The 12,763-nt window shown below is 66.5% G+C and carries 11 protein-coding genes and 1 tRNA gene; 2 read left to right on the top strand and 10 right to left on the bottom strand.

Features of this window, described 5'->3' with window-relative positions:
- Positions 1-18: 18 nt before the first annotated feature.
- The 6 genes from LJ656_RS17270 to LJ656_RS17245 form a co-directional block, all read right to left on the bottom strand.
- Positions 19-594 carry a TMEM175 family protein gene (locus LJ656_RS17270; protein ID WP_230510608.1) on the bottom strand — a complete coding sequence of 192 codons (576 nt, stop codon included), beginning with the start codon at positions 592-594 and terminating at the stop codon, positions 19-21.
- 117 nt (positions 595-711) lie between these two features.
- The gene (locus tag LJ656_RS17265; protein ID WP_230510607.1) at positions 712-1,083 is read right to left on the bottom strand and encodes a cupin domain-containing protein; all 372 of its coding nucleotides are present in this window, start codon (positions 1,081-1,083) and stop codon (positions 712-714) included.
- A gap of 10 nt (positions 1,084-1,093) precedes the next feature.
- The gene (locus LJ656_RS17260; RefSeq protein ID WP_230510606.1) at positions 1,094-2,506 is read right to left on the bottom strand and encodes an FAD-containing oxidoreductase; all 1,413 of its coding nucleotides are present in this window, start codon (positions 2,504-2,506) and stop codon (positions 1,094-1,096) included.
- A 167-nt stretch (positions 2,507-2,673) separates the two neighbouring features.
- Complete coding sequence (locus LJ656_RS17255) at positions 2,674-2,862, bottom strand: hypothetical protein (protein WP_230510605.1); 189 nt, start codon at positions 2,860-2,862, stop codon at positions 2,674-2,676.
- Positions 2,863-3,045: 183 nt separating this feature from the next.
- Positions 3,046-5,364, bottom strand: a complete 2,319-nt coding sequence (locus LJ656_RS17250) for a putative bifunctional diguanylate cyclase/phosphodiesterase (protein WP_230510604.1) — start codon at positions 5,362-5,364, stop codon at positions 3,046-3,048.
- Positions 5,365-5,569: 205 nt separating this feature from the next.
- Positions 5,570-6,442: an SH3 domain-containing protein gene (locus LJ656_RS17245; RefSeq protein WP_230510603.1), complete on the bottom strand. Its 873-nt coding sequence runs from the start codon at positions 6,440-6,442 to the stop codon at positions 5,570-5,572.
- Between the two features lie 335 nt (positions 6,443-6,777).
- Here LJ656_RS17245 and LJ656_RS17240 point away from each other — a divergent pair, with 335 nt between their 5' ends.
- The gene (locus LJ656_RS17240) at positions 6,778-7,527 is read left to right on the top strand and encodes an SDR family oxidoreductase (protein WP_230510602.1); all 750 of its coding nucleotides are present in this window, start codon (positions 6,778-6,780) and stop codon (positions 7,525-7,527) included.
- Between the two features lie 71 nt (positions 7,528-7,598).
- Here the strand turns inward: LJ656_RS17240 and LJ656_RS17235 are convergent, their stop codons facing one another.
- Together LJ656_RS17235 and LJ656_RS17230 are read right to left on the bottom strand one after the other, a co-directional pair.
- Positions 7,599-7,979, bottom strand: a complete 381-nt coding sequence (locus LJ656_RS17235) for a helix-turn-helix domain-containing protein (RefSeq protein ID WP_230510601.1) — start codon at positions 7,977-7,979, stop codon at positions 7,599-7,601.
- 115 nt (positions 7,980-8,094) lie between these two features.
- Positions 8,095-9,531, bottom strand: a complete 1,437-nt coding sequence (locus tag LJ656_RS17230; protein ID WP_230510600.1) for an aminotransferase-like domain-containing protein — start codon at positions 9,529-9,531, stop codon at positions 8,095-8,097.
- 187 nt (positions 9,532-9,718) lie between these two features.
- Between LJ656_RS17230 and LJ656_RS17225 the strand changes: the two genes are divergently transcribed.
- Entirely contained in the window at positions 9,719-12,079 is a 2,361-nt protein-coding gene (locus tag LJ656_RS17225) for an FdhF/YdeP family oxidoreductase (RefSeq protein ID WP_230510599.1), read from the top strand.
- 39 nt (positions 12,080-12,118) lie between these two features.
- Here LJ656_RS17225 and LJ656_RS17220 read toward each other — a convergent pair whose 3' ends face one another.
- Together LJ656_RS17220 and LJ656_RS17215 are read right to left on the bottom strand one after the other, a co-directional pair.
- Positions 12,119-12,622 carry a M48 metallopeptidase family protein gene (locus tag LJ656_RS17220; protein WP_230510598.1) on the bottom strand — a complete coding sequence of 168 codons (504 nt, stop codon included), beginning with the start codon at positions 12,620-12,622 and terminating at the stop codon, positions 12,119-12,121.
- Between the two features lie 31 nt (positions 12,623-12,653).
- A tRNA-Leu gene (locus tag LJ656_RS17215) sits at positions 12,654-12,738 on the bottom strand.
- Positions 12,739-12,763 lie beyond the last annotated feature (25 nt).

The raw sequence follows: 12,763 nt of genomic DNA, 5'->3' as shown, positions 1-12,763 counted from the left end.
TCGTGGCGAACGCCCTGCTCACGCTTCCATCACGTGTTCGATGCGCCGGTCAGGCACGAACCACCACGCGGCGGCGAGCGCATACAGCACGGCCGATAGCCACGGCAGCACGAACGCGAGCGCGATACCGAGCAGATAGATGACCACCGATACCTTGCCCTTGAAGTCGGCGCCGACTGCGCGCGCGATCGCCGAGTCCCTGCCGTGCTCGGCGATCAGCATTTGGATCAGGATGAAATACGCGATCGCGGACATCAGCAGCACGATCCCGTAGGTCGCGGTCGGCCACGCGGCCAGATGGCTTTCGCCGATCCAGTGGGTGACGGCCGGCAGCAGCGACAGCCAGAACAGCAGATGCAGGTTCGCCCACAGCACGCGGCCGTTGACCTTCTGCACCGCATGGAACGTGTGATGGTGGTTGTTCCAGTAGATGCCGACGTAGACGAAGCTCAGCACGTACGCGCAGAACACCGGCACGACCGGACGCAGCGCGGCGAGATCGTGACCCTCGGGGACCTTCAGCTCGAGCACCATGATCGTGATGATGATGGCGATGACGCCATCGCTGAAGGCTTCGATGCGTCCCTTGCCCATGCGAGTTCCAGTGATGAATGCGGTTAGGCGCACAGCCCGCGCGTTGCGCGCTGGCCGCGCCGCTGCCGATTATCGGTGATCGCGCGCGGCTTTGTCGATGCGCTCAGCCCCGCGCGTTCAGCACGCCGGCTCGGGTGGGTAATGCACTGCGAGCCAGACGCTCGGCTCGGTCTCGCTGGTCCACGCGACGCGGTGATGGCGATGGGCGTCGATCAGCACGTGATCGCCGGGCCGTAGATGCAGCGGCTCGGGCTCACCGGCGAATTCGAGCGTCGCCGCGCCGCTCAGCAGCACGACCCACTCGGCGCGCGGGTTGTCGTACCAGAAGCCCGGCGCACTCGCCTGCCCGGTCGAGACGATCCGCTCGATCGTGATGCCGCCCTGCTCGACCAGCGTGTCGAACCGCTCTTGCGCGGGCGATGATGCTTGCGGCCCGGCGATGGCGGCGACGTGAGCGAACAGATTGCCGGTCTCGAGTGCCTGTTTCATAGCTCGCGCGTCACCGCTCCAACGGTTTTAACGGCTTCAACCCATCGAGCAGCGTCGGCACCAGCTCGCAGATCGTCGGATGCACGTGCATCGCGTATTGCAGCGTCGGGTACGGCGCGCCGGCGCTCATGATGTCGATGAACGTATGAATCGCCTCGTCGCCCTCGATGCCGTGAATCGCCGCGCCGAGGATCTGTTTGCTGTGCGCATCGGCAAGCACCTTCATGAAACCGTCGATCTCGCCGCGCTCGCGCGCGCGGCCGACCCGCGCCATCGGCATCGTCGCGATCAGCGCGTCGCGGCCACTCGCGCGCACTTCGTCCTCCGACATGCCGACCCGCGCGAGCGGCGGATCGACGAACACCGCGTACGCCATGATCCGCGTGTCGACGCTGCGCGCGCCGCCGTCGAGCAGGTTGGCGGCGACGATCTGGTAATCGTCATAGGACGTATGCGTGAACGCGCCGCGCCCGTTCACGTCGCCGATCGCCCATACGCCGCGCACGCTGGTGCGCAACTGGCCGTCGACGACGATCATCCCGTGCCGGTCGACCTCGATACCGGCGAGTTCGAGCCCGAGGTCATCGGTATTCGGCTTGCGGCCGGTTGCGAACAGCAGATGCGACGCTTCCATCGCCGGCAGATTCTGCTCGAAGCCGATACACACGTCGGGCGCGCGATGCGGATGCGGCTCGACCCGGATCGGCTGCACGTTGAAATGAAATTCGACGCCGTCGCGCGCAAGCACCTTGCGCACCGACTCCGCAAAATCCGCATCCTCGCGGCTGAGCACGCGCTCGCCGCGCACCAGCACGCTGACGCGGCTGCCGAAGCGGCGAAACGCCTGCGCGAATTCGAGCGCGATATAACTGCCGCCGACGATCGCCAGATGCTCCGGCAACTCGGTCAGTTCCAGCAGCGTCGAGTTCGTGTAGTGAGCAATCCGCTGGATTCCTTCGAGCGGCGGCACGATTGCGCGCGCGCCGGTGTTGATGAAGATTTCGTCGGCGCTCAGCTCGTAAAGCAGCTGGCCGTCGCGGCCGCTGATCGCGAGCGTATGCGCGCCGGTGAAGCGCGCGTGCCCATTGACCACCGTGAGGTTGGGAGTGCCGCGCAGCCATTTTTCGACCCCGTCGCGCGACTCGCCGATGATGCGATCCTTGCGCGCCTTGACCGCCGCGAGATCGACGCTGATCGAGCCGCCCACCTGCACGCCGAGTTCGCCCGCGTGACGCGCGACGTGCGCTGCGCGAGCGCTCGCCACATACGACTTGGTCGGCGTGCAGCCGACGTTCACACAGGTTCCGCCGAAATCGCCCCGCTCGATCACCGCGGTCTGACGGCCGCTCTGGGCGAGGCGCACCGCGAGCGGCGAGCCGCCCTGTCCGGTACCGATCACGACTGCGTCGAAGTGCTGTGGCATGGCGACTCTCCCGGAGCGGGTGCAGGTCGTAGCATCTTACGCTTAGTGTCACGCGCCGCGGTGCGCGAGCGGTACGCGTTTTGCGGGGAAGTTGGTTCTGCTGACGACCGCGCGCAGGTCGCCGCGCGATCAGTTCGGATTACTGCCCATCCATTTGCGCGCGCGGCTCAGCCGTGGCAGTGCGCCGCGCAGATCAACTCGCGCGAGCGCTGCAGCGCCGCCCGCGCACCGCGCGTCGCGACCACCCAGCCGACCTGGCCGAGATTGAAGTCCTGCGACACCATCACCTGCATCAGCGCGACCATCGGCAACACGACCGACGGCCGGTACAGCTGGTTCCTGATCAACTCCGACATGATGACCCCCATCGCACGGCTGCCGCTTCGGCAGCACGCCTGATTAACCGTTTCGATGGAGGGATTGTAGGGAGCGCACCGGCGCCGATAAATAGCGGCAAGCCGAAGTCACTTGTTGCGCAATCTGAACAATCGCGCCGGCACGTGAGCAGCCGGCTGCCGAACCCGCGCGCGACGTGCGAATCAGGACGCCTTCGCGATCCCGACCGCCGCTCGCGCGTCGCACAGCGAGCGCGCATACGCGCTCGCGCCGACCGGCCGGCTGTACAGATAGCCCTGCTGCTTGTCGCAATCGATCGAGCGCAGAAACGCCGCCTGCGCGGCCGTCTCGACCCCTTCCGCGGTCACGTTCATGCCGAGCGAGTGCGCCATCGCGACGACCGCCTGGGTGATCGCGATCGAGTCGCGGTGATCAGGCAGCCCCGCGACGAACGAGCGGTCGATCTTCAGGTTATGCAGCGGAAAGCGCTTCAGATACGACAGCGACGAATAACCGGTGCCGAAATCGTCGACCGAAATGCGCACGCCCATTGCGCTGAGCGCGCTGAGCATCGGCAGCACCACGTCGCTGTCGCTCATCAACAGGCGCTCGGTGATCTCGAGTTCGAGCGCGGCCGGCTCGAGCCCCGACTGTTCGAGGCAGCGTTCGATTCGTTCGAGCAGCCCGTCGGTGAACTGCCGCGGCGACAGGTTCACCGCGACGATCAGATGCGGCGCGAGCGTGCGGCGCCATTGCGCGACCTGCCGGCACGCGTGTTCGAGCACCCATTCGCCGATCTCGACGATCAGGCCGGCGTCCTCGGCGACCGGAATGAATTCGCCCGGCGACACGTTGCCGAGTTCGTTGTTGTACCAGCGCAGCAACGCCTCGGCGCCGATCGTCAGGCCGCTCTGGCTGTCGACGATCGGCTGGTACACGAGGCTCAGCTCGTTGGCGGCGAGCGCGCGCCGCAGCGACTGCTCGATCGTGAAGCGGCGCTGCAGATGATGGTTCAGCTCGGCGGTGAAGAACTGGAAGTTGTTGCGGCCGCGCTGCTTCGCGTGATACATCGCCGAGTCCGCGTTGCGCATCAGCGTCGCGACATCCTGGCCGTCCTCGGGAAACAGGCTAATGCCGATCGACGCGCCCAGGTAGTATTCGTTGCCGGCGACCGCGAACGGCACCGCAATCATGTCGAGGATCCGGCGCGCGAGGCCGATCAGCTCGCCGGTGTTGCCGTACGCGCTGGCGACGATCACGAACTCGTCGCCGCCGACCCGCGCCAGCGTGTCGCCGCGCCCGACACACGCCGACAGCCGTTCGGCGACGCTGCACAGCAGCGCGTCGCCGGCCTCGTGGCCGGCGGTGTCGTTGACCTTCTTGAAGCCGTCGAGATCGACGAACAGCACCGCGACGCTGGCGAGTTCGGCGGCGCCGTCGTCCGCGCCGCGCGACGCGAACAGATCGCGCATCCGCTCGCTCAGATACGCGCGGTTGTAGAGCCCCGTCAACGAATCGCGGGTGGCCAGAAATTTCAGCTGGCGCTGCGCCTCGCGCACCGGGCCGATGTCGGAAAACGAAATCAACACCGAGTCCGGCTCGCTCTCGCCGGGGCGCAGGATCGGCACGACGTTTTCGGTGATCCACACCACTTCGCCGTCGCTCAACTCGACGCCGACGGTCACGCCGAGCATCGGCCTGCCGGTCGCGAACACGTGCGCGACCGGATGGTCGGCCATATTGATCAGGCAGCCGTCCTCGCTGTACGCGCGCGCGATCACCGTATCGATATGGCAGCCGACGAACTGCGGGCTCGCGCGCAGCATCCGTTGCGCGCTCGGATTGCAGGCCAGCACGATGCCGGCGCGCGACTGCACGACGATCCCCTCGCTCAGATGATCGACCACCAGCCGATGGCGCTCCTCGCTATGCGCGAGGCGCTGCGCCATCGTGTCCTGATGAACCGCGAGACCGACACTGCCGCCGATGTCGCGCAGCATCGCTTCCTCCTCGGGGGTGGGCCGGCGGGCGACGTTGTAGTAGATCGCGAACGCACCGAGCACGATGCCGACGTCGTTCTCGAACGGCACCGACCAGCACGCGCGCAGCCCGTACGGCAAGGCGAGATGGCGGAAAGGTTCCCACAGCGGATCGGTTGCGATGTCGTCGACGATCACGAGGCGCCGCTCGAACATCGCGGTGCCGCACGAGCCGACCCGCGGGCCGATCTCGGCGCCGTCGATCGCGGCGCTGAGCACCGGCGGCAGCGACGGCGCGCCGCCGACGCGCATATGCCGGCCGTCGGGATCGAGCAGCAGGATCGAGCAGGCCGAGCCCGCGCCGAGCAGCGCTTCGGCGCGGCGGCAGACTTCGTCGAGTAGTTCCGGCAAGGGCGTGTTGCGGGTGATCAGCCGCAATACGCTGCGCTCGGACGCGAGCACCTGCTCGGCCCGTTCCGGCCGGTAGCGCACGCCGTCAGGCGCGTCTGCCGTGATGCCACGTGATGTCGCTTCGCAACTCATAGATGCGCCCCCCAACCCAACATCGGCAAATTAGTACTCGTGGCACACCCGGGTTTACGCGAACCCGGCTCGAAAATCCGTGATGCATCGCGCGCGACGGTTACGGGGCGAAATGGGCAACCGCCGGTTGACGCGGAAACATCGTACTGCGGTTTTGCTGCGTTGCGCGGTTGTGGTTCTGTGGTGCCGCGGCGCGGGCGCGGGATCAGTTGTTGCCGCCACCGGGCGGACGGTTTCCGCCGCCGCCTCCACCTCCTCCGCCTCCACCACCTCCGCCGCCTTGCGGCCCACCCGGCGGACGGCCACCGCCCCGGCCCTGCTGGCCGCCACCGCCCGGCGGTCGATTGCCGCCGCCCTGCGCGTCACCACCCGGCGGACGATTACCACCGCCCTGCGCACCGCCGCCCGGCGGGCGATTGCCTGCGTGACCCGGCGGCCCGCCTTCCGGCCGGTTGCCCGCGTGGCCGGGCGGTTGGCCGCCGGGACCTTGCCCGCCGGGCGGGCGGCCACCGGCATGGCCGGGCGGTCGATTGCCTTCATGGCCCGGCGGGCGGCCGCCCGCGTGACCCGGCGGCCGCCCGCCCCCGTGACCCGGCGGCGGTCCGCCGACGTGGCCCGGCAGCGTCTGCCAGTTCGGCGGATGCCCGGCGCCGGGCCGCGGCGGCGGCGGTGGCGGATGGCGCGCCCAGCGCGACTGCTGGCCGTACCACGGCTGGCCGCGGTAATGATTGCCCCAGTAATCGGCGAGCGAAAACGCGAGAATCGGCAAGCCGATCGCCGCGCCGTAGTTCATCAGCGGTACGTTGCCGCCCTGATACGGCGAACTGAGCAGCGATGCATAGACCCAGCCGCGCACATTGGGCGTGGCCACGTCGCACCACTGATAGTTGCTCAGGCACCCCAGCACGGATACCGGGACGCCTCCGGGCAGTTGCGTGACGATCGGGTAATCGGATGCGGGACCTGCGCGCACGTTGACCCGGCTCGTCGTATAGGCCTGCGACTGCGCATCGGCCACGACAGGCAGCGCCAGCAGTCCCGCCGCCACGTAACAACCCAGAACGAGTTTTTGTTTCATTCTTTCTCCCGTTTTTCGAAAACCGCTTTGAACCAGCCGGCATCAAGGTGCTGCTGAACTCCCCGCTGCTGAACGCCCCGACACGCCCTTCTTATGCCCCTTCTTATATATAGACGTTGCGGCGCACATATGACATCCGCGCGCCGCTGTCCGCGCGGCGAGCGCTGCGCCGACATCCTAAGCTGACTGGAGCCAGCGCAAAGACGGGCGCCCGCCAACTCATGCGAAAAATCATGCGAAAACTTCGAACGAGTTCATCGGGAAAGTGGTACGGCACGCGCGTGGCTGGCGCGCATTATCGCTATCACCAACCCTCACTCTTTCGGAGAAACGAAATGACCCGCTTTCATAACAGCACTGTTCTGGTCACCGGCGGCAGCAGCGGCATCGGCTTCGCGGCGGCGCAAGCGTTCGCGCGTGAAGGCGCGCGCGTGATCATCACCGGCCGCGACGCGGATGCGCTCGAAACCGCGAAGGCCGCGCTCGGCGAGCGCGCGATCGCGCTTCGCAACGACGCCGGTTCGGTCGCCGCGGCCCGCGAGCTGGCCGCCGCGCTCGACGCGCAACGCGTGCGGCTCGACGCGGTGTTCATCAACGCCGGCATCGCCAGGCTCGCGCCGTTTGCCGCGATCGACGAAGCGCTGTGGGACGCGACCTTCGATATCAACGTCAAGGGCGCGTACTTCCAGATTCAGGCGCTGTTGCCGCTGCTGAACCGCGGGGCGTCGATCGTGCTGAACGGCTCGATCAATGCGCATATCGGCATGCCGGCGTCGTCGGTCTATGCGGCAAGCAAGGCCGCGCTGATTTCGCTCGCGAAGACGCTGTCGGCGGAATTGCTGCCGCAAGGCGTGCGGGTCAACGTGGTCAGCCCGGGGCCGGTGCGCACGCCGCTCTACGGCAAGCTCGGGCTCGACGCCGCGACGCTCGATGCAACCGCCGCGCAGATCGTCGCGCAAGTGCCGCTCGGCCGCTTCGGCACGCCGGACGAAGTCGCATCGACGGTGCTGCACCTCGCGGCGCCGGAGTCGGCGTTTATCGTCGGGACGGAGATCATTGTCGATGGGGGGATGAGCCAGCTGTGAGCGTGCGCGGCGCGGCGCGCGCTGGTGGTGGCGCTGGTGCGGCGCGGTTTGCTCCGGCCCACCCCGGCGGCTTAGTGAAGCGTGGGCGGCGTGGCCGGGCCGTCGTCGGTGGGTGCGCCGCCGTCGCCTTCGTCATCGCTGTCACCGCTGTCGTCGTTCGCACCGCCCTCGTCCGCGCCGCCGTCGTCGCCAGTCCCAAACAGCTCGCCGCACAGATCCGCGCCGAGCTCGCTGAGGGTGGCGGCGCCGGTGCCGTCGTCGTTGACCAGCGTCGTGACGAGACCGCCGTCCGCCAGCGCGGTCAACTGACGCCGCAAGCTGCTCATCGGCACACCCGCCTGCTTCGACAGCTTCGCCAGCGACCACGCGCGCCCCGGCGTCTCGCAATGCGCGCGCCATAGCTGCGCGAGAATCGCGGCAAGCTGCGGGTCGAAGTCTTCGTCATCACTCATGCGGGTCTCCTCGTTCAATTGGGTCCTTCGCCTGGTCCTTCGGCCGGGTCCCGGTTACGTCGCCAACACTTCACCGCCACCCGCCCGCTCGCCGCACGCCGCGTGCCATTCACACTCAAGCAGCCGCCATCGCGCTCACCAGCTCACCGAGCGTCTTCAGCGCCGCTTCGGCGTGCGCGGTCCACGGATAGCTGTAATTGAGCCGGATGAAATGCCGGTAGTCGTTACGCGTCGAAAACATCAGGCCCGGCCCGATCGTAATCCCGCGCGCGAGCGCCGCCTGATAGAGCCGCATCGCATCGACCTGCGGCGGCAGTTCGACCCACAGCACGTAGCCGCCCTGCGGCGTCGACACCCGCGTGCCGACCGGAAAAAAGCGCAGCACCAGCGCGCTCATGATGCTCGCCTGCTGCCGGTACACCTTCCGCAGATGCCGCAGATGTCGATCGTAGCCGTCCTGGCGCAGATAGTCGGCGACCGCGACCTGCGGCACCGACGGCGTGGTCAGCGTATTCAAAAATTTCAGCTTCTCCACCTGCGCGCGATACCGTCCCGGCAGCGCCCAGCCGATCCGGTACGACGCGCTCAGGCTCTTCGAAAACGACGCGCAGTGCAGCACCAGGCCGTTGGTATCGAATGTTTTCAGCGACGACGGCCGCGTGTCGCCGAAATAAAGCTCCTGATAGACGTCGTTTTCGATCGCCGGAATTTCGTGCGCGGCGAGCAGTTCGACCAGTTGCCGCTTGCGCTCGTCGGGCATCCGGAACCCGAGCGGATTCTGGAAATTCGGCATCACCATGCAAGCGGCGATCTTCTGGCGCGCGATCACCTTCGCGAGCGCATCGATATCGACCCCGTGTTGCGGATGCGTGGTCACCTCGATCGCGCGCATGCCGAGACGCTCGATCGCGTGCAGCATCGCGTAGTAGGTCGGCGATTCGACCGCGACCGTGTCGCCCGGCTTCGCGACCGCCTGCAGACTCAGATTGATCGCCTCGGTCGCGCCGAGCGTGATGACGATCTCGCCCGGATCGACCGGCAGGCCGTTTTCCGCGTAGCGCCGCGCGATCTGCCGGATCAGCTCCGGATTGCCGGGCGGCAGATCGTCGATCAGGTTCCAGCTCGCGTGACGCCGCGCGATCGCGTTCGCGTACTGGTTGATGCGCCGCCACGGGAACAGCGACGGATCCGGGTACGGCGAGCCGAACGGCACCGCGTCGTGCGCGCGGATGCTGCGCAAGGTGGACAGCACCAGCCGGCTCACGTCGACGGTCGCCGGCACCGGCGGCGGCGCTTTGCGGGCGGTGCGCGGCGACGCCGGGGCCGTGGCAAGCGCGCGCGCGGCGGCGTCGCGCACGAAGTAACCGGACTGCGGCCGCGTCTCGACGATGCCGCGGCTCTCCAGCAGCGCGTACGCGTGCAGCACGGTCTTGATGCTGACGCCGTGCTGCTGGCTCGCCTGCCGCACCGACGCGATCCGCTCGCCGGCCGCGAACACGCCGCGGCGCACGGCTTCGGTAATTTCGTCGGCGAGTTTTTCGTAGAGTTTCACGGGCAGCGGGACGGTTTTGACGGTGGCGTGAGCGGGCGGCAAACGCCCAGGGTTCGAGCCAAGGGTACAGTTGCGCAACTGTACTCCTGTTCTTTGCGATTTTCTGTATCCGATGCACTTTTTGGAACACAGTAGGCTTGCGGGTATCGGCTCAAAGAGCCTCTCGAGTCCCTCCCTCGCCACCGCCATGAAGAAGAACGAAGTTCGCGCCGCAATCCGCACCGAAGCGCGCACCGAAGCCCGCATCGAACCGTACAAGCACCCGGCCGCCGGCTGGGGCGCGCTGAAGTACGTCGCGATCAACCTGCTGAAGGAAAAAGTCGCGGGCGGCAACTACCGCACGCTGCTCAAACAGAACCAGCCCGACGGCTTCGACTGCCCCGGTTGCGCGTGGCCGGATCGCGAGCACGCATCGACCTTCGAGTTCTGCGAGAACGGCGTGAAAGCGGTGGCCGCCGAGGCGACCAGCAAGCGCGTGACGCCCGCGTTCTTCGAGGAGCACAGCGTCGCCGAACTGATGACGCAGTCCGACTTCGAACTCGAACAGCACGGCCGCCTGACCGACCCGCTGGTCTACGACGCGCTGCGCGACCGCTACGTGCCGATCGGCTGGGACGAAGCGTTCGAGCTGATCGCGAGCCATCTGAAGCGGCTCGACGATCCGGACCGCGCCGCGTTCTACACGTCGGGCCGCGCGAGCAACGAGGCCGCGTTCCTGTATCAACTGTTCGTGCGCATGTACGGCACCAACAATTTCCCCGACTGCTCGAACATGTGCCACGAGGCGACCAGCCGCGGACTGCCGCACACGGTCGGGATCGGCAAGGGCACGGTCACGCTCGATGACTTCGAACATGCGGACACGCTGCTGATCTTCGGTCAGAACCCGGCGACCAACCATCCGCGCATGCTCGGCGAACTGCGCGAATGCGCGAAGCGCGGCGCGACCATCGTGTCGATCAACCCCCTGAAGGAACGCGGACTCGAACGCTTCGCGAGCCCGCAGCACCCGGTCGAAATGCTGACGATGGGCAGCACGAAGATCAGTTCGGTGTTCATCCGCCCGAAGGTCGGCGGCGATTTCGCGCTGATCAAGGGCGTCGCCAAGCGCGTGCTCGAACTCCACGACGAAGCGCTCGCATCCGGCCTGCCGCGCGTGCTCGACGTCGAGTTCATCGCCGAGCACACGGTCGGCTTCGCGGCGTTCGCCGCCGATCTGCGCGCCGAGCGCTGGGATACGATCGTCGCCGAAGCGGGTGTACCGCTCGACGACGTGCTCAAGCTCGCGGACATCTATGTGAAGGGCCGCGCGGTGATCTCGACGTGGGGGATGGGCCTCACGCAGCACAAGAACTCGGTCGCGACCGTGCAGCTGCTGTCGAACCTGATGATGATGCGCGGCAATATCGGCCGGCGCGGCGCGGGGTTGTGCCCGGTGCGCGGCCACTCGAACGTGCAGGGCGATCGCACGGTCGGCATCGAGGAAAAGCCGACCCAGGCGTTTCTCGACAAGCTCGGCGCGGTTTACGATTTCGAACCGCCGCGCGAGCATGGGCTCGACGTCGTCAACACGATTCAGGCGATGCTCGACGGCAAGGTGAAGGTGTTTATCGGCCTCGGCGGCAACTTCTCGATCGCGACGCCGGACACGCCGCGCACGTGGGAAGCGATGCGCGCCTGCGATCTGACCGTGCACGTGACCACCAAGCTGAACCGCAGCCACCTCGTGCATGGCCGCGACGCGCTGATCCTGCCGACGCTCGGGCGCACCGAGATCGATCTGCAGAACGGCGTGCCGCAAGGGGTGAGCGTCGAGGATTCGATGAGCATGGTGCACATCTCGTACGGGATGAACAAACCGGCGTCCGATAATCTGCTGTCCGAAGTAGCGATCGTCGCGCGCATCGCGCATGCGACACTCGGCAGCGCGAAAGTCGACTGGCTCGCGCACGCGGCCGACTATGCGCTGATTCGCGACGGCATCGCCAAGGTGATCGACGGCTTTGCGGACTACAACGAGCGCCTGAAGAAGCCGGGCGGTTTTCACCTGGGCGTCGCGTCGCGCGATCGGGTGTGGAAAACGCCTAGCGGCAAGGCACAGTTCATCGCGCACGCGATTGCGCTCGACACGCCGATTCACCTGGCGCGCGAACAATACGGCGAACGCCTGATGACGCTGATGACCACACGTTCGCACGATCAGTACAACACGACGATTTACGGTCTCGACGATCGCTATCGCGGCGTGTATGGACAACGGCGCGTGCTGTTCGCGAACAAGGACGACCTCGATATGCTCGGTTTCGCGGCCGGTCAGCGGGTCGATATCACGAGTGTTTGGGCCGATGGGATCGAGCGGCGCGTCGATGGATTTCTGCTGGTCGAATACGACATTCCGCGCGGCTGTCTCGGCGCTTATTATCCGGAGACCAATCCGCTCGTGCCGCTCTCCTCTGTCGCCGACGGCGCGGGGACGCCGACGTCGAAGTCGATTCCGGTGCTGTTGAGCGCGTCGGCGGTGGAAGTATTGGAAGCGGTGGCTGCCTGAGTTTTTCTACGGGTCGCCGCGCAACGCGGGACCCGTGTTTCAGGCGCTCGCCTTCGCCAGATCGCGATGCGTTAGATATAAACGCAGATCGAATTCGATCTGGTGGTAACCCGGCTGCATGAATTCGCACAGCCGATAAAACGCCTTGTTGTGATCGCTCTCTTTCAGATGGGCGAGTTCGTGCACGACGATCATCTTCAGAAACTCCGGCGCCGCTGATTTGAATAGCGACGCGATGCGGATTTCCTTCTTCGCTTTCAGCTTGCCGCCCTGCACCCGCGAAATGCTCGTGTGCAGGCCGAGCGCATGACGCACGACGTCGAGCTTGCTGTCGTAGGTGACCTTGTCGATCTGTTCGGCGCTGCGCAGGTGCTCGCGTTTGAGTTCCGCGCAGTAGGCGTAGAGCGCGCGGTCGGTCTGGATCTCGTGCGTGTGCGGGTACTTTTTTGCTATGTACGAGCCGAGTTGATCGGAGGCGATCAGCGCTCGCACCTTGTCTTGCAGGGGTGCGGGGTAGCCGGTCAGGTATTTGAGGTGGGACACGGCATCTGCCTGCCAGAACAAGAATTACCGTTGGTGCCGGGGACCGGACTCGAACCGGCAAGCTGCGAAGCGGCGGATTTTAAGTCCGCTATGTTTACCAATTTCATCACCCCGGCGGGGGTCGCAAAAGCGCGTGGACGC

Origin of the sequence: Paraburkholderia sejongensis, assembly GCF_020880815.1 — a bacterium.
GTDB lineage: Bacteria > Pseudomonadota > Gammaproteobacteria > Burkholderiales > Burkholderiaceae > Paraburkholderia > Paraburkholderia sejongensis.
Note: the sequence above shows the minus strand (reverse complement) of the source record. Positions and strands in the feature narration are given on the sequence as shown.

Excerpts from the sequence above, each read along its gene's own strand:
- LJ656_RS17270 (WP_230510608.1), bottom strand. The coding sequence starts at position 594 with ATGGGCAAGGGACGCATCGAAGCCTTCAGCGATGGCGTCATCGCCATC.
- LJ656_RS17265 (WP_230510607.1), bottom strand. The coding sequence starts at position 1,083 with ATGAAACAGGCACTCGAGACCGGCAATCTGTTCGCTCACGTCGCCGCC.
- LJ656_RS17260 (WP_230510606.1), bottom strand. The coding sequence starts at position 2,506 with ATGCCACAGCACTTCGACGCAGTCGTGATCGGTACCGGACAGGGCGGC.
- LJ656_RS17255 (WP_230510605.1), bottom strand. The coding sequence starts at position 2,862 with ATGTCGGAGTTGATCAGGAACCAGCTGTACCGGCCGTCGGTCGTGTTG.
- LJ656_RS17250 (WP_230510604.1), bottom strand. The coding sequence starts at position 5,364 with ATGAGTTGCGAAGCGACATCACGTGGCATCACGGCAGACGCGCCTGAC.
- LJ656_RS17245 (WP_230510603.1), bottom strand. The coding sequence starts at position 6,442 with ATGAAACAAAAACTCGTTCTGGGTTGTTACGTGGCGGCGGGACTGCTG.
- LJ656_RS17240 (WP_230510602.1), top strand. The coding sequence starts at position 6,778 with ATGACCCGCTTTCATAACAGCACTGTTCTGGTCACCGGCGGCAGCAGC.
- LJ656_RS17235 (WP_230510601.1), bottom strand. The coding sequence starts at position 7,979 with ATGAGTGATGACGAAGACTTCGACCCGCAGCTTGCCGCGATTCTCGCG.
- LJ656_RS17225 (WP_230510599.1), top strand. The coding sequence starts at position 9,719 with ATGAAGAAGAACGAAGTTCGCGCCGCAATCCGCACCGAAGCGCGCACC.